We start from the raw sequence: 21,717 nt of genomic DNA, 5'->3' as shown, positions 1-21,717 counted from the left end.
GGATAATGATAAGTCTTTGATTTTCAGATTTGTCTCTTATTTATAAATAAATAATATTAATAAATTAAAATAAAATATATATTTGAGAGGAAATAACTAAGCCCTATCCCTATACCCATGTGTAAAAAGCACTGTTGCCTGGCAGCATTGTCTGTCCTGTTGTTGCTGTTAACTTCTACTGTCGCACTGTCACAAGCCCTGGACCAGCTGGGCGTAAAAAGAGGAGTGACCATGAGTGGCTCCATCAGCGCCAGTACTACCACGTACACGGCCAGCGGCATCGACAGTCGCCGTGATCCGTTTGCCTGGTACCTTAACGGTAATCTCAACATCAACCTGTTTGGTTATGATATGCCCTTTTCTTTTAGCTACAGTAACCAGGGCCGCAACTATTCCCAGCCGTTCAACCAGTTTCGTTTTGCGCCGTCCTACAAGTGGGCACGTGCTTACTTCGGCACCACCAGCATGCAGTTCAGCAACTACACGCTGGCCGGCCATATGTTCGATGGTGTAGGGGTGGAGCTGACACCCGGCAAATGGCGCGCATCGGCCATGTACGGCAAATTGCTGAAAGCAGTGCCTTTTGATGTGCTGAACCCTGAGAGTTACAACCGCGCAGCATTTGAACGTATAGGCTATGGCGTGAAGATGGGATATGAAGATAACGGTAACGCCTATAGCATATCACTCTTTAAAGCGAAAGACAAGGCATCTTCTATTCCCTATATCCCGGACGACGCCACCATTACGCCGCGTGAAAACGTGGCCATGGCTTTTAACGTCCGCCAGAACCTCCTGAAACGGGTTTTCGTGGATGTGGAGTATTCCGTGTCTGCCCTCAATCGCGACACCCGTTCTGAAAAGAACGCCTTCGACAGCAGCAGAGGCACTTCCAACTTCCTTGGCAAATTCCTGTCGCCTACGGGCAGCACCCGCTACTTTGACGCAATACAGGCCGGTCTGGGGTACACCGGAAATTTCTACACCATACAACTGCGGTATGAAAGGGTGGCACCAGACTATGTCACCCTGGGGGCTTACAACGTAGTGAACGATATGCGAAACATCACCGTGGCGCCAACTTTCCAGCTCTTCGGCGGAAAGGTGAACATCGCCGCCAATGCCGGTATGCAGGTGAATAACCTTGACAACAGCAAAAACAGCGACGCACAACGGGTGGTGGCCAATGTCAACGCGAATATTGTACCGAATGAGCATTGGGCCATCAACGGCGGTTACTCCAACTTCAGCAATTACACCCGCGTACGGCCGCTGATAGATCCTTACTTCACCAATCCGCTGGACACACTGGATTTTTATCAGGTCAACAACAGCTATAACGGGATGATCATGTACCGCACCGGTACTAAACAGGTGCAGCATTCCATCTCCCTGAACTCATCCTATCAATATGCCAGCGATAAAAGCACCGCTAAAGATGCTGCTGAAAACCTCAGCAAATTTTTTACGTCTAACCTGAGCTATTCCTACAGCCTGCAACCACAGGCGTTGTCGCTCAGCGGCGCATTAAACTTTTACCGCAATACGGCCGCCGGACTGAACACCACCTTCATGGGACCCAGTGTAAGCGCCAATAAACAATACCTGGATAAAACCCTTCGTACAGGCGTTACCGCTACCTATAACATTACGCAGGCTTCTTCCCAAAGTACCGGCGTAACCACCAACAGCAACAGCAGCGTGTTCAACACCGGGCTGACGGTCAACTATTCTCCCAAACCTAAAGCCCAAAACGATGCTGTGGGCACGGACAGTAAGCGAAGACTGTTGAACAACAAAAGGACGCACAACGTCGGGGCATCTGTCATGTGGCTGCTGCGCAGCGCCAGTGGCACGCAACCGGGATATAATGAGTTGACCAGCACGCTTAACTATACCTATTCATTTTGATAACGGAAACCGCCCCCGCTCATGAGAAAGATCTGCCTATACCTTTTGTTAAACGCCTTCCTCCAGGGGCTGTGCCAGTCAGTGTACAGTCAAATCAATGAAAACGTTTTACTGCCCCAGCCGGTTACCTATTACCTCAACGTCAGCAATACAACGCCTGTCAGTGGTACACTGGCCATGGGTATTTATGGTAATCCCGACAGGTACCCGCTTGTTGGTAATTCGCCTATCGGTAGCGGGAGCACCTACAAAGGGACGACCAATTATACACCTCAGTTAGACTTTTATATTAATGGCGCCGCATCGGAGGCTTTTTCACTGGAGAACGGTTATCCGGTAGACCAGGCATGGATTCAGTCGGGACGGGACTTCCCGCAGGCCTATGTGTCAAAGAACGGATATCAGGTGAAGCTGATGTATGTGATGATAGCTCCTAACGCCGTGGGTGCAGCCTCCAATAATATCTGTGGTGATCAGCTCACCAGTATTACATCACCGGGCAACTGGGACCTGTTTCCCATTCCTAACCTGGGCGAAATGGCCGTGGAATGGCAGTATAGCCTTGGACAGCCCAACGATTGGACAGATTTACCTCCCTCAGAATATGGTTTTACTACGTATTACGAATACCGGTTCATCCCGGTAAAATTGTTCCCGCAGATCGCCGCAGGGACAACTAACATCACTTTTCGTTGCCGTGCCAGAATTAAGTACGGCAACGTTTTGTGTTATTCTCCTTATTCGCCGGGCACGAAAGTGATCACTTTCCAGCCGCCGGCACCTAAAGTGGATGGCGGCAAACTGACTGTCGTACCTAACTGTCCCGGACAAACGAATGGGACCGTGACACTGCCTGCCAGCGCTATTACCAGCGGCTTTACGGAGATGCGCTGGATATTGCGCAAAGGGACCAGCAATATACCGTGTGATCCCGGTTTGTCCGGTCCGGTGTCTACCTGTGGCGACCAGCAGGACTGGAGCCAGGGTAAAGTACCGGTAGCGGGAGGGATATCCATCACTAATATCCCTAAAGGTGAATATACTTTATGGGTGATCAATCCTTCCGCTAATGCCGGGAACTGTTTTACACCGGTACCTGTGACAATGACTGAATTAACGGAGTTATCAGAAAGCCTGGGCACGACTACAAATGTGAGCTGTTTCGGCGGCAGCGACGGCGCCATTGCGGTGACGGCTGCAGATGGCAACGGCGCTCTATCCGGTTACTTTTTCACCCTGAAAAAAGACGGTAACATTTTCCGTACAGAGCAACGGGCTGCCGCCAACACTATGAACTGGACGGGGTTGCCTGCCGGTTCTTATGTGGCAGAAGTAAGAGACGGCACCTGTAACGCTATCAAAACCGTCGCTACCACCATTACCCAGCCGCCACAGGTAAAAGGCCAACTGACACCGCAACACCCTACCTGCATCTCTCCAGGCAATGGTAGTATCAGTGTTGTGGCTGATCCGGGCATTACCAACTATCAGTACAAGCTGTATAAAGGTGCTGCGCTGCTGCAACAGAGCGCTGTCACCACTTCCAGGAACTATACCTTTTCGGGGTTGGCCAATGGCGACTACTCGGTGGAAATATTGAACATGGATTATCCCACCTGCACCGGCTGGATTAATACGGTGAGCCTGAACGCCGTACCCCCGTTGACGTTAACACAGGATGCACTTAATATGGTCACCTGTTCCGGTGGAAGTGATGGTTCGCTGAAATACTCCGCTGGCGGCGGTTCGGGTAGCTATATGTTTCTGCTGCAACGCACCGGTATGCCCACGGTGAGCAACAGTACGGGATCTTTTAACGGACTGACCGCCGGTACCTATACTGTTACCCTACAAAATAATGTGGCCGGTTGTAACGACGCGACCTCTCAACCGGTGACTATCACAGAACCACCAGTGCTGCAAGTCAGCCTGCAACCCGGCAATATCAGCTGCAACGGCGCGCAGGACGGTATCGTGAAAGCATTGGCCAGTGGCGGATCGGGACTCTATAGCTACAAATGGGAACAACTGAAAAACGGCGTCTGGACCACCAATCCTTTCTGGTTTGACAGCGATACCAAAATAGATGCACTGAGTGCCGGCACCTACCGTGTAACCGTTTCCGACACTAAATCCACCAACTGTTCTGTACAGTCTGGTGTGGTGACTATCACCGAACTTCCTGCTTTACAGTCTGGCGGAGTAACCATCACGCCGGCGGTCTGCCTGGCAGACGGTGCTGCCATTAATATCTCCGCCAGCGGGGGAGATAATACCTATACTTATTTTTATACCCTGAACGGGACCGACTATACGGCGTTTACACCCGGCAGCAGGGTACATACGGCCGGCAGCTACCATGTCCGTATCAAAGACGGTAAAGGTTGCACGCTGGACCTGCCCAATGCCTATAATGTGGACCTGCCGGCGGCAGCATTGGGTTTTACCACACAGTTGTCGGCCTACAACGGATTCCAGGTTTCCTGCAACGGTGCGGCAGATGGTAAAATTACCGTCATGGCAACAGGCGGTAACGGTGGCGCCTATACGGGTTATCAATATAAACTGAACAACGGCGCCTATCAACCGTCAAACATATTCTCCGGTTTAACCGCTGGTACCTATGCTATCAGCGTAAAAGACGCCCGTGGCTGTGAGGCTTCCGGCAGCATAACGCTGGCGCAGCCACAAATGAGCGTCAACGCCACTAAGCAGGATGTGACCTGCTTTGGCCAGTCTACCGGCAGCATCACCACCAATATCATGGGCGGCGCGGCACCTTACCGCTGGCAGATCAACGGTACCAACATCACTGGCGCTACAGCAACCAACCTGCCGGCCGGCAACTATGCTCTGCATATCACAGATGCCAACGGCTGTACTAAAGACACCACGCTGACGGTCCTTCATCAGTACCCGGCACTGGCCTTTACGGCCGTTACGGCAACGGATATACAATGTTTCAACACTACCGGCAGTATTGCCATGAACGCCACCGGTGGTGATGGCAGCTATCAATACCACCTCAGTACAGATAACTGGGCCACCGCCCAACCTTATACCAGCGGCGCCGCACTGAATGCCGGCGTGTATGCGCTAAAAGTGACAGACAACCACGGTTGTAGCCTGACTTACAACAAACAGCTTACTATCACCGCACCGCCGGCAGCGCTGGCCCTTTCCGGTGTATTCTCAGACTACAACGGATATAATATTTCCTGCGCAGGTGGAGACAACGGTTCCGTGCAACTGACCGCCACCGGCGGTAATGGCGCTACCTACAACGGCTATACGTATGCAATAGATAACGGCGCTTTTGGCCCGGCTTTCCTGATAACAGGTATCAAAGCGGGCATGCACATGTTCACCGTAAAAGACGGCCGCGGCTGTACCGCCACCCTCAATTACAGGTTTACCGAATCTGCGCAGGCATTGACCATACAGCTGGTGAGCAAACAGGATGTACGTTGCGCGGCTATTCCGGGCGGCAGCATTACGGTGGCGGGCAGTGGCGGCACAGGTGCCCTGCAATACAGCCTGAATGGCACCGATTGGCAGGCCACGCCGGTGTTCTCCGGTCTTACTGCGGGTAATTATACCGTCACTGTGCGGGATGCCAATAGCTGCGGTAACACGCTGGCAGTACAGGTACTTTCCGTCAACCCTGCTATTACTGTAGATAATATTACCAGCAACGATATTATTTGTTTTGGCACGACTGGCGCTATTTCTGTACAGGCCCATGGCGGCAGCGGCCAACTGACAAATGAATACGCCCTGAACGGTGGCGCCTATACGGCTTTTGCCAATGCAACGCCTCTGGGTGCGGGTGACTATACCATCCGGGTGAAGGACGCCATCGGATGTTATTCTGCTGTAAGCAGGGTGATAACCATTACCGAGCCTGCAGCGCCTTTATCAGCAACAGCCACTATTTCTGACTTCCACGGAAGGCAGATATCCTGCTTCGGCCTGTCGGACGGCGCTTTCAGCTTCATTACTTCCGGTGGCAACGATGGCGGATACCAGGGATATCTGTACAGCATTGACGGCGGCGCCTATACGGGGACATCACAATATACCGGTATGGCGGCAGGCAGTTACGCTGTGAAAATAAAAGACGGCCGCGGTTGCGAAATCACTAAAAATATAATACTACAACAGCCGGCAGCACCGGTATCGCTCACGGTGTCCGATATTACCCATCTGGCCTGTGGCGGTATACCTACCGGCAGCATCACGCTGCAATCAACAGGCGGTACTACGCCTTACGCCTATACGATGAACAACGGCGCGCCGCAGGCGTCGCCAACATTCAGCTCCCTGCTGGTAGGTAATTACACCCTGGCGGTAAAAGATGTGAACGGTTGCACAGCAACCATAGTTACCACGGTGAAAGAAATGTATCCGCCGGTAACCGCCACGGCCACGGTGACGCCAGTACGTTGTTACGGCGAAGCTAACGGCGCTATCGTGCTGCAACCGGCCGGTGGCGATGGCACTTACAACTATCAATGGAATAACGCAGGGGTGAGCGGCGCGCAGGTGCAAAGCCTCACCGCGGGCAACTATGCCGTCAAAGTGACGGACGGCAAAGGCTGCGGCCAGTCTTACAGCTACGAGGTAACGCAACCGGCGGCACTGGGCCTGACCGTCAACGGTTCGCAGATATGCGACGGTGTAGATGACGGTACGGTGGAAGCGATTGTGCAAGGCGGTACCCGGCCTTACCAGTATGCACTGAACAACGGCGCCTGGGTGGAGGGCAACAGCTTTGCCAACCTCCCGGCGGGAGCGTATACCCTCAAAGCTCAGGATGCCCGCGGTTGCGGCGCTACCGGTACAACTACCATCACTAAACGAAATGTGAAGCCGGACGTCAACTTCCTGGTAGCATCCCGGAAAAATGCTTTCGATACGCTGGTGATCAAGGAGATCAGTCTCCCGGCGCCGGACCTGGTCAGCTGGACATTCGACCCGCAGGCGATTCTGTTGGGCTATGACCGCGGTACACCACTGGTCCGCTTTACCACCGCAGGCACTTACTGGGTGGCCATGAAAGCCACTTTCGGGGAGTGTACCTATCAGGTGCGCAAAGATATCCAGATCAACGCCTACGACCCGCTTGCCGGGCCATCATACAGTGTGCCCGTTTCCGTGATAGATACCGTGATGTTGTCGCCAAATCCGAATGACGGCAATTTCCGTTTCCAGATAAAACTGAAACGTAAACAGCAGGTGATGGTGACCGTCTTCGACCTGAACGGGCGTATCCTTGTGAAGCAGCCTTATAGCCCTGCCTTGCAGATAGACGACCGTATCGCGCTGGGCAGTGTCAACAACGGCATCTTCATCCTGCGGGTAGTCACCGAAAATGAGAGCAGGGACGTACGGTTCATTATCAGTCATTAAAACATTTTATCAACTATTATAATCAGCATCCGCGGTATGCCTAACCTATTCCGTTACTTATTGAGTTATCTGTTGTTGATCTGTATCTGTCAGACGGCGGCAGCGCAGCAGTACCCTGTTACTGCCAGCACACAGATTATCCCGCCGTACAGTGTTTACCTCCCGGACTATGTGGTGCCGGGAAGTGACAAGCTGCGGGTCATCCTGGTGCAGAACGACCTGACCAAACCGTCCTACGATGTGAGACTGCAGATGACAGTGGAGCGGAACGGCGCGCTGATCATGCGTACAGCACCGGCTTTCACGCCACGGCCGCTCACCCTGAGCGCAGGGGTGCCTACCATCATCAGCGGCACCGACCTGGCTGATTATCTTAATACCAACAACATCGAATTCAGCGGAGGGTTTAGCCGTGACAGTTATGAGCGCACCCGCTCCCTGCCGGAAGGCTCTTACCGCATCACCTTCACGGCCTTCGACTATCGCCGGCCACAGGTGCAGGTGAGTAATGCCGGTGCTAATATCTTTTTCTTCCAGAAAAGCGACCCTCCTTTGCTGAACCTGCCCATCTGCGGCAGCCGCGTAGAGAAAAGAGACCCGCAGTTCCTCACTTTCAGCTGGAGCAGCCGCAATACGCCCAATCCACTGGAAGGAGGTGGTACCGAGTATATCTTCTCCCTTTATGAGATCAAACCGAAAAACAGCAACCCGGATTACATTGTACGCAGTACCCGGCCGATTTATACCATTACTACAGATAACACCACAATCCCCTATGGCCCCGGAGAACCGGCGCTTACAGACAGCATGGAGTACGTCTGGATAGTGCAGGCACGCGATAAAAGCGGCCGTGATATGTTCAGCAACCAGGGCTTAAGCCAGAGCTGCCGTTTTACCTATCTGGGCAACAATCCCTTTGAGACCAACAAAATAAGTAAACCGAAACTGTCAGGCGAGGCTACCGGTGAAAGGACCATGAAGCTGCAATGGCCCGCAGCACCTGCCAGCGCGGCCTACCGGGTAGAAGCCTATAGGGTGCAGTACCGTGCCGTCAAAAAAGACGGTGTGGAATTCGACTGGCAAACTTCAGAGTCTCCAACTGATACCGCCGTCAATGTACATAGCCTGGAGCCGGACCGCAGCTATGAAGCCCGTCTGCAATGGCGGGTGGCCGGCGTTTACGGTCCATTCAGTGACGTAGTAACGGTGACGACTAAACCGCTGCGTACGTTCACCTGCGGCGACCCTGCATTATTGCAGGCGCCACAAAACAACGCACCGCTGCCTTCTGCCTCCCGCGGCGCTATTTTCCGTATCGGGCATTTTGATGTGCTGGTGAGCGACATCTCCGGTGGTGATGGCGTATATAGCGGTCGTGGTAAGATCGTCACCCCCGGATTCGGTGGCGGTATGCTGGTGCAGTTCAAACAAATCGGCGTTAACACCGACATGGTAGTGACCCGGGGCGAGATGCAGGCGGTAACGGAAGGCATCGATAAATTCATCAGCGATGAACAGAAAAATCAACGTGGTGGAGATGATGTAGGCCATGTGAAGACCGGCGACGTGGTGCCCGACATCGTGACGAAATTGCACCTGTTCACCAAAGAAAGCATCAAAGTCAATACGGAAGACGGCACGATCACCTTTACAGACTCCAATACCGGCCAGTCTGAAACTGTCAACTATAAAGAAAAAGGTAAAGGCCTGCCGCTGGTGATAGAAGACACTGATGGTAACCTTTACAACATAGATAAAAACGGAAAGGTAACGTCAGCGGGCACACGTGACAAGAGCCTCGCCGGCAACCCCGAGGCTTTGGCAGCGCTCAATAAGTTAGACCTGAGCAATGGTATGTTCACCTTCTCCGGTAAAAACAGCAAGTATGCTTTCGATGCCTGGAAAGATAACTACTACGGTAAAGCGGTGCTGGACAGCAGTTACGAGAAACTGGCTGATGGCCGTTACCGTGTAGCTGCCAAGGCTATCCTGCCCGGAGAACAGGACCAGGTGATCGCCACATTATCAGGAGCGAAAGACATCGATACCAGCAAAATCAGGTTTGTCAGCGGTAAAGGCATTGTTTATCCATCCTCCCCATCACCGGAAGGATTTGTGATCACCCTTACCGGCGGCCCTGCGGGCGATGCGCAGGAGATTTATGCGGTGTACGCCAAAGGTGGCAAAAACATCAGTATGGGCAAATTGCTGGTGGCCAGCTATGCGCCTACACAAAAGCAGGTAGTGCTGATTCCTGTAGGTAGGGCCACGGTGCAGAAGGAAGCTGTGGAAAAAGCGCTGAAAGATGCCTATGAAAAAATAGGTGTCACCTATACAGTAACCGTGGATGAAAGTTTCCGCGATAACACTGCATGGGACCTGAACAAGGACAACCTGTTGCAGGACAGCCATAGTTCCTTCCTGGGCAATGGTTTTACCGGAGAGGAGAAAGCCATGCGCAAAGCTTACAGTAAAGACCATAAGGCAGATAAAAATACCAGCTATCTGTTTGTGATAAATGAAGCAGCGCTGAACGACGGTGACCTTCAGGGTAAAATGCCGCGACAGAGCCAGTTTGGTTTCATCTTCGCCAAAGGCGCCTCCGCGGAAAGCGTAGGCCGTACGGTGGCACATGAAACAGGTCACGGCGCCTATACGCTGGAACATACCTTCAGCGCCGGCATCGGGCTGGACATCCGTAGCACGGATAACCTCATGGATTACGGCAACGGTTACTCGCTGCTGAAATACCAGTGGGACGTGGTGCATGATCCGGGCCATGTATGGGGTATTTTCGAAAATGATCAGGACCAGCAGCTGGTGTCATTCGGCACTGTGAAGGTATTTGAGGAATTTATCAACAAACCTTCCAATACTTATACATTCCTCACGCCTGTGGGTACGATGATTACATTGCCACAGGATGCCACCAACCTTACCTTTTCTACACTGGACAGGACTTTCTACAAGGTGAGGGGACAGGTAGATATGAACCTGCCGTCGGAAGACCTGGTGCCGCTGGGTGCGCTGTTATCGTTCGATGTTAAACAGGTACATTATTCCGGCAGCTATGGCAGTGCAGCCTTCCATGGTTATATGAACGGGGAAGGAAGCTTCTATAAAGAGGATGTTTCCAAAACGCTGGGTGCAGACACCGGTATCGCCGTATTCCTCGGGGTAAAAGAAGGCAAGTTTATTACTTATGCCTCCCGCTTTAAGCCTAAATCACCAGTACGGGTAAACGATTTCTCGATTGTTGATCTTGACTTCGTGTTAGAGGAAAACAGCCTGAAAGCTGTATTGGAGAGAAAGAAAGTGGCACCTAAACTGATTGAACTGGATGCCGCCGGGCTGGCGTTTATCAATGGTAATGTAGCATTCCGCTATAAAGGCAAGGATGAAGCTACTATAGGCAGTTTCCTGCTCGAGGTACTGGACGAGAAGAGCACGGTGAGCCACTATATGACCTTCTACACCATTGCCAACCTGAAGAAGGAAGATCTGTTGGCCTTCGCCGGCTGCCTGGGAGAACAATGGGATATTTCAATGGCGGAAGCACAGCTTCGCAAGATCGTTTATGGGCCTACTGAAGGAATGGACGGCGGATATAAACTGTACCAGACGATCAGGGAGAAGACGCTGGTTGAAATGGCGAAGATAGCTGATAATAAATCGCAGCTGCATCAGCAACTGCATGATGCCGTGGCTGCCAGAAAAACAGTAGAATTCATTCATGACCTGATAAAAAATAATTACTCGCCTTGCGCGATGGTGCAGCTGAACCTGACTGACAGGTTGTATATCCTCAACCAGCTGTTGTCACAGGGGATGCAAAATAACAACTGGTATACAGATCCTGCCTGGTATACCTCCAATGACGGACACTTTATTGTGCTGGACCTGTTCAGGACGACCCCTAAAAGTGACCGTGCCGCATTGTTGAAGCAGGGTGTTATGGCCAACAAGTATTTGTGGCTGCGCACTTTGTGGCAGGAGGCAAATAAATGGTTCAATGGCGTAGGTTACGAGAATGTGAGGGAAGTGTTCGAAGAAATCAATCCCTGGATAAAGGAGAATTATACTGAACTGAAAGTGCCGATTACCGTGAAATACCACCACGTGGGCATGTTCGGGTTGGATTCTATTCCTTATCTGCCAGGTGAACAGGAATACCTGATCGGATTAAAATCCGGTGGTAAGCCAGTGTTTAACTATTACGAATACACTGTTGACAAGGAAGGAAGCGCGTCCCTCTCTTCAGAAGGTAAAATATTGCTGACGCAACGTTACAGCATGCTAAGTGTCTACCCGACCTTCAACATGCCGGGCAGCAGCTCCCTCGACAAACCAGGTATTCCGGTGGCTTACGACGAGGCAATGGACCCGTTTGAACCGATGACCATCATGTCCGTGTCCAACTTTTATGAAAATGGGGTGACTGCAGGTGAAAAGAAAGTGGTGCCCGCTTATATGTCGGTGGTCATCAACAGAGATCTGGAACGTTTCTCCAATGATCGCAAGATCAGGACTGTGTTTGATATCGCTACTGTAGTGGCGGCGGTACTGGCTGCTCCTGAGTCTGGCGGCACTTCGCTGTCGGCGATTTCCTCCGTACTGGCGAGGACATCGCAGGTGGTGTCCAGGGTGACAACGGTGGTATCTGCCGCAGATATCATGGTTCAGGCAGAAAGGAATGCGATGACTCCGCAAAAATACCAACTGTACAGAGGCTTTTATGAAGCATGGGACAAACTGAAAGCGACCGTCGATTACACAGCGCTGGGTGTTGATGCTATTAACATCTCTGTATGGAGCATTGGTAAAATCAGAGAGTTGCGCCGCATCAGCAATACTGTCAATGAAATCAGGAACACCATGGAGAACGGTATTACTCCTCCTCCCAATCTGGCTGACGGATGGAAAAGAGCGATAAACGACATCCCTGACGGTCCTCCTCCCGGCTATACTATCAGGGACTCCAGAATTTTGAGCAAAGTTCCTAATGCCGGGTTAGACAGCAGGGGGGCCAGCTTTGTATCTACCGTTACCAACATTGAAAAGCAGGCAGGCACCGTTATTTTCCACGTGGGTAAAGATGCCTCCGCCGGTTCGTCTGTAAAAGATTTCCTCCTTGTACTGGAAAAACGTGGTTTCGGAGGACAGCAACCTCGCGTGCCGAGTGGTACCATAAAAGACCTGGAAGTGCTGACCATGGAGGAAACAAGCAAAATTGTGGAAGGCCTGGGCACAGAGACGTTGCTGAAGGAAGTTCAAAGACTCGAGCATGTGCCGCTCAAAACAATGCAGGAAGAATTAGGCCTGTTAACAGAAATGAAACCGGCGCAGTTTACAGAAGAAGCCACTGTTAAAGTATACGTTGTGGCAAGTAAAGCTGTTAACGCAGGTAAGGCAGTTACGGACGCGGAGCCGGACATTGTAACGGTCACACTTCCCCAAGGAGAAACCAGGATTGCCTATGCCACACCTGAAGGCGTTACAGAAGTACTGAATAAACGGAAGTGCAATTTCTGTACAACATTCCAGAATGAAGCCATCTGCCGTAAGTTTGAACAACTGTACGTTAAATCAATGATGACCCATCGGGATGGTATTGCCAAACTATGTGCGAATCTGAAGAAAACTGAAGTCAATGCTGTATTGGATTATATGTTAGATGAAGATTTTGATGTGTATGACCTGAGAGATTTCCTGGAAGAGATAGAAATTCAGACAGGTGATGTCAAGCATATCACCAATCACGTGGGTGACATCAATGTTGGTTTACTAGCCGCATGGGAACTGGTAAGGGCGGCCAAGGCAGCTGTTTCCAGGAATTATGAAATGGACTATCCCGGATTGGAGGAAGTCAGGAAGGCAATGGCTGATCCCGGCTTTAATAATAACGTAGGCCGTACAGGAGGCCTGATCGCCGTGTTATCGGCCAATAAGGGGCTTCCTTGTAATACCTGTAAGAATCCGTCTAAAATAATTCTGCAGTTCCTGGATGAGTATATTAAAGATCTTAAGTATTTTTCCGATCATTACAATTTCGGAAAACTTTGGGATGAGCTGAAACAGCCCAGGGCGTACAGGATGGTGTATGGTGCCGCCTTCCAGTTGCGTATCCTCAGAGCATTCCCTTCCCAGTTTGCGGGCGGTACCGTTGTTTTTGACGATGAACTGGACAGGCTCACTGGCAGCGATGAAGACAATCTGGCGGATGATCAGACTGATGAGGGAGTAAGAAGCAAGTGCCGCTTTGATATCAAGGTCACAGGGGCAGGCAGGGAGAAATTGTTTGAATTCAAAAGCTGGGGCGCCACCACTGCACGGGATTTCTTGAATAATGCCAGCAAACGGGTATACTTCGGTAACCAGATGTCGGCATATTTCCGGAGAGCGAGGAACATCGCTGATGTGACGTATTATTTCGATGGCAGAAAAATCACGTTGAGCAGAGCGAAACAACTCGTGCAGGCAGTGTTTAGGGAAAGATACCGGGAATGGTACACCAATTCCGGCACTACCGGACTTGGGGCGACAAAAATGGAGGAGCTGTTCGGCATTAACATGCAGGATTTTGCCGATGAAATAGAAGATGTCAACAGTCCTATTTATAATTTTATCAAAGCAGAATAATGTACAGACTGAAAGAAAAACAAAGTGAGTGTGTCATCATAAATGAAAGTGAAGATCTGTTATATATTGAGCGGCAGTCGTCTCTTTGGGCCATCAGCAAAAAAGACCTGACGCAACAGTTGCTGGCTGACAATTTAAAGGATTGTCATACTGTCTATACCCTGGGAGGTAACCCTGTCCTGCATTGCAATGGGGCATTGACGGCAATACTGGCTGATGGTACACAAAAAGTGATGGGAGAGGGCTGGTACGCTAACGCTCAGATCGGAGACGATCTTCTGGTTACCGACCGGTCTGTGAGGCCCAACCAACTGTTGCGACTAAACGCTGCGGGTCAGGAAGTATGGAGACAGCATATTGCGCTGGGCGTTCAGCATATTGTACAGGGTGACTCACTGTATTACATCAAAAAGGATGGTCCCAGGGTCCGGCCTAATGTTATTAACCGGCTCTCCCTGGCCACCGGCGAACATCGTGAACTTATAGATCTGGACCCACGCTACCTGGCGGAAGTGCCGGACAAAGACCGCTATGACCATGCTTTTTACCAACTGATGATGGCCAATGACAAAGAAGTGATCGCGGTGGTTAACGGCAATAAAGTTATAGCAGTGGATGTCCATACAGGTGATGTGACCCGGGAGCTTACGCATTTTACAGACAGGAACGGAAATCTACTGCCGGTAGACTTATCAGGACCGGTAGATGGAGGCTTCTATGGTGGCAGAAGATATATACTCCTGGGCAATATGTTCGCCAGCTTTGATGCGTCTTCCGGAAGCCTGACTATGTTGCAGCATCCATTAAAAGATACCGCCGGCAGTGGTGTCTATGTCTATTCCAGCCATCTGGCGAAAGACAGGTTTCACATCAAAGCCAGGATGACGGAGGGTAGTCAGCATGCCATCAACTGCATCGGTATCTTCGATATTGCACAGGAAGCCGTAAACTGGATAACAGAGGTCCCTATGGCCCCCGGCGCCACGCTCCGCACGGCGCCTTACGGTAATGACCAGTATCTTTTTGTGGCAGACAGCAATAATGTGCTCTATATCTACGAACGAAATTAAACTCTTATAAATCACGTAACTTTAAGCCGGCTTTGTCACAAAGCCGGCTTTATTTTTGCCCTGGAAACACAAACTGTTACTCATGAAAAAGATTATTTATCCGGCTGCTGCCCTGCTGGTAATGCTGATGGCTGCTTTTACCTTTATCACCACCCAAAACTGGAAAATCAGCAACGGATATTCCATCAAATTCACTGGTAAGTATGCGGATGGCGCCTTCGAATCCATGAAAGGCACCGTCATATTCGACGAGAAAGATCCTGCTTCGGCAAAGTTCGATGTGCAGGTGGACGTCTCTTCCATCAATACCGGCAACGGCCTTAAAAACCGCCATGCCCGTGGCGAGAAATGGTTCGACGCTGAAAAGTACCCCTACATTCATTTCGTTTCTTCCGAAGTGGTGAAAACTGCCACGGGCTACGATGCGAAAGGCACCCTCGATATGCATGGCATTAAAAAACCGTTCACCATTCCTTTTACTTTCACGCGTAACGGTGACAAGGGCGTATTTCAGGGGGCCTTTAAAGTCAACCGCGGCGACTTTGGCATTACCACGCCCCGTGGCGATGAATCCGACTATACCCATCTTACCGTAACCGTTCCTGTTACTGCCCGGTAATATGCGGCCCGTTCTCTTTTGGTGTGGCATGGCCACAGGTCTTATGGCGGCGGCACTGTCCACAGGGTACGCCGTTTTTTACCAGGCGGCGCTGGGAGTGGATTTCTCCCGGGTGGCGCCGGTAGCGGCCATCATCAGCGCCAACATTGTGGCTGCCATGGTGATCATGCTGGCCTGCTGGCTGCTGGAGCGATGGAAAGGAGCGGTGCCCCGCAGCTTCAACGCCTGGCTGGTGTTGTTTTCGGTGCTCAGCGCGGGTATTCCTTTCATGGTGGACCTTCCGCTGGATATGCCTGCGCCGGAGCTTTTTCCGGGCCTGGCTGCACCCATGCACCTGCTGCCGGCCCTGATCTGGCTGGCTTTACAGCCCTGGTGGACCGTCAAAAAATAACTTTTGATGTTCGGCGGGTATTCCTATCTTCGCTACTGAACTTTGTTTGTGTACCGATAAGACTATAGAATGGACCTGATTATCAATGCCAGGCAAGCTGGCAGAAAACATGCACTGATAGAGAAACAAAAGATTGTCATAGATGATTTGCCCGTTAACCCGTCACTCCGCGACTTGCTGGCAGCTGTTGTCAAACAACAGGTGACTGCCTATAACGACAAACCTTTAGAGAAAAATCTTTTGCCCTTTCTCTCCAAAGAACAAATTACCGACCAGGCCGGCACCGGAAAGGTGGGCTTTGGCAGTATTTACAATGAAAATAAGGCCGATCTGGCGAAAGCACAGGAGACAGCGATGCTGGCCTACGAAGATGGCCTGTTCGCCGTATTCGCCGATGAGGAGGAGTTACAGGGACTTGACCGTACCTTTGTGCTACATCCCGAAACCGTGATCACCTTCATCCGGCTGACCTTCCTCGCCGGTAGTTTCTGGTAAAAAACACTGATGCCAACATTCATTTTTTAACCCGATTACCATACCTTAATTTGTTTGACCATGGACGTTAAAGAATTCCTGAAGACCAGGACTAAACCCCATTACATCGAAAATCTGGTCGCTGACCTGAAAGCCGTTTACAGTGGCGAAACCACGCATCCGCTGGTGACGAAAGACACCGCTGAAATCGTATTGATCCTGCTCAATGAGCTGTTGGTGCGTGAAAAGCAAAATGGCTATTATCAAACATTCGCAATTACCTATAAGGACCAAAAATATATCCGGCTTGAAGAGCTGCTGAAAAAGGGCTTCTGGGACACAACGGAAGCCGACAACCTGCTGGAATACCTCTTTGGCAGGGAAACCGGCGCTTACGTTAAACACGCCTGGCATCAGATCCCTTACCAGATGTACCAGACCGGCTACGCCCGCCGTTCCTTCCGGGCGCCCAATGATCCGGAGGTCTATTTCGTGCTCCAGCTGGAGTTCCTGCGACAGGCCATTCCGGGCACACATCAGTTCGCCTATTATCCGAAAGTGGAATTTACCTGCTTTGACCTGACCCTTGAAGAACAGCTGCGTTGTGAAGGACAGCTTTTGGAAATAGCGTTATTCCGTACATGGGCTGCTGCCATCGACCTGGGCAATGAATCCTTCTTTAAGGCATGCGAAGATATCATCTATAACAAAAATCCGGATGCGAAAGTGAGCCGTGCGCTGATCAAAGCGCTGCTGACCAGCAATAAACAGGCGGCATGGGAGCTGGTGGAAAAACTGCTACTCGCTGCACAACGGCAGGAAGGCCTGCGGCAGTCTGTCATGGAATCGCTCGATGAAACTTCCGTAGGGGCGCTGAAATATATGCTGAAAGTGGTGCTGGACAATAAGCTGACCCGCTTCTCGTCTGTAGTCCGCGCACTGGACGTATGGGCAGGCCTCTTCTGGGAGGCAGAGAAAGAAACCACGGTCCGCTCTTTCCTCGAAAAAGGCCTGGAATACCTGGAAGCGCCCAATACGATTCCTGCTGCCATGAACAGCAAAAACAATACGGAGGTGTACATGGCACTATGGGCGCTGGGCGTTCTCGATGTCATGGCCACACGCCCGCTGGTATTCCAGCTGCTGGAAGACAAGAGCGCGGAAAAACGTTCCCTGGCGCTGAAGTTCGCCGTGGAAACCAATTACTACAACGTGGACATGCCGGCCGCCTATGAAGGCCTGCTAGACACCGATCTGGCCGTAGTGGCCAGGGCGCTGGTGATCATCAATAACAAGGTGCAACAGAATGCCCCACATTATGACACCTACTTTCCTGAGATGTTCGACAGGCTCCATACCATCGTTCAACAGGTAAAAGAAAAGGAAAAGACATTTGAAGGAAATATTTTTTCGTGGCTGACCATCAGATATGAACGCAACAATGTCTTCAATGCGATGATCAAATTGATCAACGACCGGGACGACCGGCTGGAGATCGTGTTGGGATATTTTGATGAGATGAACGTCTCCCTGCGTGAACAGCTGTCCCGCAGCCTGCTCAAAGGTTATTCTCCATACAGCTTCCATCAGGAAGAAAAAGAAGGGGCACTGACCACTTTCCAGCGTAATTTTGCGCTGCGCCTGCTGAAAGACAGGGGAGAATATGTTGTGTCCATCGCGTTCAATGCCCTACAGGGCCAGCAGTTTACGCTGGAAGAGATGGAAACGTTTACGGATATACTAAAACGTAAAGGGGCGTCTGCCAGAAGTAAAACCATTGAGATGGTGCTGAGCCAGCAGGATGATATTGTGACTGCGGTAACATCCAAACTCCTGCAGGGCGATGTGGAGCAACGCCTTGGCGGACTGGACATCGCGCTGCGCCTGCAAAAAAGCAACCGCCTCGCTGCCCAACGCACTGCATGGACCGCCGCCTTCAGGGAACGGAAAAACATCTCCCAGAAAGAGGAAATATTATTGTCCCAGCTTTCGGAAGAGAGCAATGTACTGTCTTACTCCGCAGAGAATGGCTACGGACTGTACGACCCGGCTGCTATTTCACCGGTGGTGCTGCCGCCGGTAAGCCCCGACGACTACTATAGTAAATGCCTCGCGGAAGGGCCTTATGGCTTCTCCATGCCCATGGAGAAGTTGCATGAGCAATTCAATAAATTGAATGAGCTGTTTCTGCAACATGCTGCCTACGAGTATGAAGTAGAGAACTACGACAACTCCAAATCCATGGTGTTGCTGGCTAATAGCTTCCAGAACCGCAAGACGTACAGCTATAAATTTACTTCCAACGAGGAGCAATATTCGTATTTCCCGTTACCGGAAGTATGGGAAGCCTGGTACCAGGAAAGCGGCCTTACGCCCCGGGATATTTTTATACTGACCTCCCTGATGAGCGACCTGTATGACGCGGAAGAAGAAGTGAAAGGCAGTAATATCATGAAACAATACGTGCCGCTTTATGAGAACGTGATACCCGAGGCCTTAAGAGGTGGGCGCCGTTATAAATCCAGCGACCCCGTACTGAAGGTAACCACCGCGCTGCAGCTGATCCATCCGTTTGAACAGCGGGCAGCGTTCCTGTTGGGGGCCTGCAAACGGGTGTTTAATGAATTGACCCCTGAAATGCTGCAGTATACGGAAAATAGCTACTACGGCCTGAAAGGCTGGCAAGGCAACGCCCGGCTGGAACGTTTTCTGTCTTTCTTATATGAAATACCTTCTGACAAACAACTGCTGAAAGACTGCTGGAACCTTTACCACTGGCGGCAGTTTTCCGGTCTGCCTGAGCTGGCGCCGAAGTACCTGCCTCCATTATCGGTATTCGTCAAAGCCTTTGAAGCCGGAATAATATCTGAAAGTGAGATGTACCGCGGGCTGATCAGTCCGGAGAACATGCGCACATTGTCTAACGGCCGCAAAGGCAAAAACAAGGAAAATTATTTCGAAGATCATCCGTTCCTGGAAAAGATGTTCATTAAAGTCAGGGAACACTTCCTGGACATTGAACTGAAAAGGGGAGACTCCGCCACGCCTGTAACCAACATGGTGCAGGTGCTGGGAGTTATCTACGGGGTTAAACGTTTCGGTGAGATATGGGCCGGCCTTGGGAAAACGACGCTCAACCGGGGTTACGTCTATAGCTATAACGCCGAGGCTATGAGCAAACAGAAAATATTCAGCCTGCTGTTGAAATGCTGTTTCCCGTTGCCGGAAGATACACAGGAGCTGTTCGATGAAACCGTGAAGAAAGTGAAACTGACGGAAGCACAACTGATTGAAGCGGCCGTATATGCGCCACAGTGGCAGAAGTTCGTCAGCCAGCACCTGGGGTGGAAAGGCCTGGATTCCGCCATCTGGTGGATGCATGCCCATACCAAATCTGCCGGCAACGAACAAAACGCGGAAGCGGAAAGCGAGATAGCCCGCTACTCCGCGGTGGATTTACAGGACTTTAAAGATGGCGCGGTAGACAAGGACTGGTTTGTGAAAGCCTATAAGGAACTGGGCAAACAGCGCTGGGCCATCGTATATGAAGCAGCGAAGTATATCAGCGATGGTAACGCCCACCGCCGCGCACGTTTATACGCTGACGTTATCACCGGCGATCTGAAGATCAAGGAAGTGACGCAGAAGGTAAAAGACAAACGGGACCAGGACTATCTGCGTCTCTATGGCCTGATACCACTGAGCAAAACCAACCCGGAAAAAGATGTGCTGGCCCGCTACGAATACCTTCAGCAATTTAAGAAAGAAAGCCGCCAGTTTGGCGCCCAGAAACAATCCAGCGAAGCGCTGGCACTGCGGATCGCTATGGAAAACCTGGCCCGCAATGCCGGATATGCCGATCCGCAACGACTGACCTGGGCCATGGAAACCCGGCAGGTGCAGGGCATTCTGTCTAAAGAAACACAGGTGCAGTACGATGACGTGGTAATAGGACTGGTCATCGACGAAGAAGGACAGGCGGACGTGGTAGCCTTCAAGGGAGACAAACAACTGAAAGCTGTTCCCCCGAAATATAAAAAGGACAAGAAGGTAGAAGAGCTGAACGAGTATAAGAAAACACTGCGTGAACAATTCCGCCGCTCCCGTAAAGGGCTGGAAGACGCCATGGTACGCGGGGATGTCTTCTCCTTTGAGGAAATTTCCACCCTGTTCGACCACCCCGTGATTGCCAAACACCTGGAAAAGCTGGTGTTCATCACGGACCAGGCCAACGGTTTTTATCACAGCGGCAGCCTGGTAGACGCCAAAGGAAAAGCGACGAAGCTGACAGCCAAAGACGGCATCCGCATTGCCCATAGCAGTGATCTGAACCAGGCAGGCGTGTGGAGCGATTATCAGCGCTATTGTTTTGAGAAGTCCGTTCAGCAGCCGTTCAAACAGGTCTTCCGTGAGCTGTATGTGCCGCTGGAAGACGAGCTGAAAGAAGTGTCCGTGTCCCGCCGTTATGCCGGCCATCAGGTACAACCTACGCAGACAGCCGCCCTGCTCAAAACCAGGGGCTGGAAAGTGGACTACGAGGAAGGTTTACAGAAAGTATTCCACAAGGAAGGTTTTGTAGCTAAGATATATGCCATGGCCGATTGGTTCTCACCGGCAGAAGTGGAAAGCCCCACGCTGGAAACCATTAAATTCCACGATCTTAAAACCTACACACCGGTAGCGTTTAAAGACATCTCCCCGCTGATCTTCAGTGAAGTGATGCGTGACCTCGACCTGGTAGTAAGCGTGGCCCATGTGGGCGGGGTAGACCCGGAAGCCAGCCATTCTTCCATTGAAATGAGAAAAGTGCTGCTGGAAGAAACCCTCCGCCTCTTTAAGCTCTCCAATGTGAAAGTGAACGGCAACCATGCTACGATCAAAGGCAAGCTGGGCGAATACAGCGTACACCTGGGCAGTGCGGTGGTACACCAGCTGCCGGGAAGGTATATCTCCATTTTGCCGGTACATTCCCAGCACAGAGGCCGTATCTTCCTTCCGTTTGTGGACGAAGACCCGAAATCAGCCGAATTGATCTCCAAAGTGCTGCTGCTGGCCAGGGACCACGAAATACAGGACCCTACCGTCTTAGAGCAGCTATCGCATAATTAAGATAAACAATCGTAGCCCCGGGCTTTAGCCCGGGGTTGATTGTTTTTTTATCAGTAATATTCTGTATGTTTGGTTTTTACCGGTCAGGACGT

8 protein-coding genes are annotated in these 21,717 nt (G+C 51.2%); all 8 read left to right on the top strand.

The window, feature by feature from the left end:
- Positions 1-117: 117 nt before the first annotated feature.
- The 8 genes from ACTJJS_RS30400 (at position 118) to ACTJJS_RS30365 (ending at position 21,625) form a co-directional block, all read left to right on the top strand.
- Positions 118-1,911, top strand: a complete 1,794-nt coding sequence (locus ACTJJS_RS30400) for a hypothetical protein (RefSeq protein WP_440667500.1) — start codon at positions 118-120, stop codon at positions 1,909-1,911.
- A 21-nt stretch (positions 1,912-1,932) separates the two neighbouring features.
- Complete coding sequence (locus tag ACTJJS_RS30395) at positions 1,933-7,323, top strand: T9SS type A sorting domain-containing protein (RefSeq protein ID WP_440667499.1); 5,391 nt, start codon at positions 1,933-1,935, stop codon at positions 7,321-7,323.
- A 36-nt stretch (positions 7,324-7,359) separates the two neighbouring features.
- A complete protein-coding gene (locus ACTJJS_RS30390) occupies positions 7,360-13,962 on the top strand; it encodes a fibronectin type III domain-containing protein (protein ID WP_440667497.1) in 6,603 nt (2,200 codons plus the stop codon).
- Complete coding sequence (locus ACTJJS_RS30385; RefSeq protein WP_440667495.1) at positions 13,962-15,032, top strand: hypothetical protein; 1,071 nt, start codon at positions 13,962-13,964, stop codon at positions 15,030-15,032. Before ACTJJS_RS30390 ends, ACTJJS_RS30385 begins: the two co-directional genes overlap by 1 nt.
- Before the next feature lie 82 nt (positions 15,033-15,114).
- Positions 15,115-15,651, top strand: coding sequence for a YceI family protein (locus tag ACTJJS_RS30380; protein ID WP_168873948.1), 537 nt, complete (start codon positions 15,115-15,117; stop codon positions 15,649-15,651).
- Positions 15,652-15,679: 28 nt separating this feature from the next.
- Entirely contained in the window at positions 15,680-16,042 is a 363-nt protein-coding gene (locus ACTJJS_RS30375; protein ID WP_440667494.1) for a hypothetical protein, read from the top strand.
- 69 nt (positions 16,043-16,111) lie between these two features.
- Positions 16,112-16,537 carry a hypothetical protein gene (locus tag ACTJJS_RS30370; RefSeq protein ID WP_168873950.1) on the top strand — a complete coding sequence of 142 codons (426 nt, stop codon included), beginning with the start codon at positions 16,112-16,114 and terminating at the stop codon, positions 16,535-16,537.
- Between the two features lie 60 nt (positions 16,538-16,597).
- Complete coding sequence (locus tag ACTJJS_RS30365) at positions 16,598-21,625, top strand: DUF4132 domain-containing protein (RefSeq protein ID WP_440667492.1); 5,028 nt, start codon at positions 16,598-16,600, stop codon at positions 21,623-21,625.
- The last annotated feature ends 92 nt before the right edge of the window (positions 21,626-21,717 follow it).

It is taken from the genome of Chitinophaga sp. 22308 (genome assembly GCF_052045305.1).
In the GTDB taxonomy this organism is placed as follows: Bacteria; Bacteroidota; Bacteroidia; order Chitinophagales; family Chitinophagaceae; genus Chitinophaga; species Chitinophaga varians_A.
Note: the sequence above shows the minus strand (reverse complement) of the source record. Positions and strands in the feature narration are given on the sequence as shown.

Excerpts from the sequence above, each read along its gene's own strand:
- ACTJJS_RS30400 (WP_440667500.1), top strand. The coding sequence starts at position 118 with ATGTGTAAAAAGCACTGTTGCCTGGCAGCATTGTCTGTCCTGTTGTTG.
- ACTJJS_RS30395 (WP_440667499.1), top strand. The coding sequence starts at position 1,933 with ATGAGAAAGATCTGCCTATACCTTTTGTTAAACGCCTTCCTCCAGGGG.
- ACTJJS_RS30390 (WP_440667497.1), top strand. The coding sequence starts at position 7,360 with ATGCCTAACCTATTCCGTTACTTATTGAGTTATCTGTTGTTGATCTGT.
- ACTJJS_RS30385 (WP_440667495.1), top strand. The coding sequence starts at position 13,962 with ATGTACAGACTGAAAGAAAAACAAAGTGAGTGTGTCATCATAAATGAA.
- ACTJJS_RS30380 (WP_168873948.1), top strand. The coding sequence starts at position 15,115 with ATGAAAAAGATTATTTATCCGGCTGCTGCCCTGCTGGTAATGCTGATG.
- ACTJJS_RS30375 (WP_440667494.1), top strand. The coding sequence starts at position 15,680 with ATGGCCACAGGTCTTATGGCGGCGGCACTGTCCACAGGGTACGCCGTT.
- ACTJJS_RS30370 (WP_168873950.1), top strand. The coding sequence starts at position 16,112 with ATGGACCTGATTATCAATGCCAGGCAAGCTGGCAGAAAACATGCACTG.
- ACTJJS_RS30365 (WP_440667492.1), top strand. The coding sequence starts at position 16,598 with ATGGACGTTAAAGAATTCCTGAAGACCAGGACTAAACCCCATTACATC.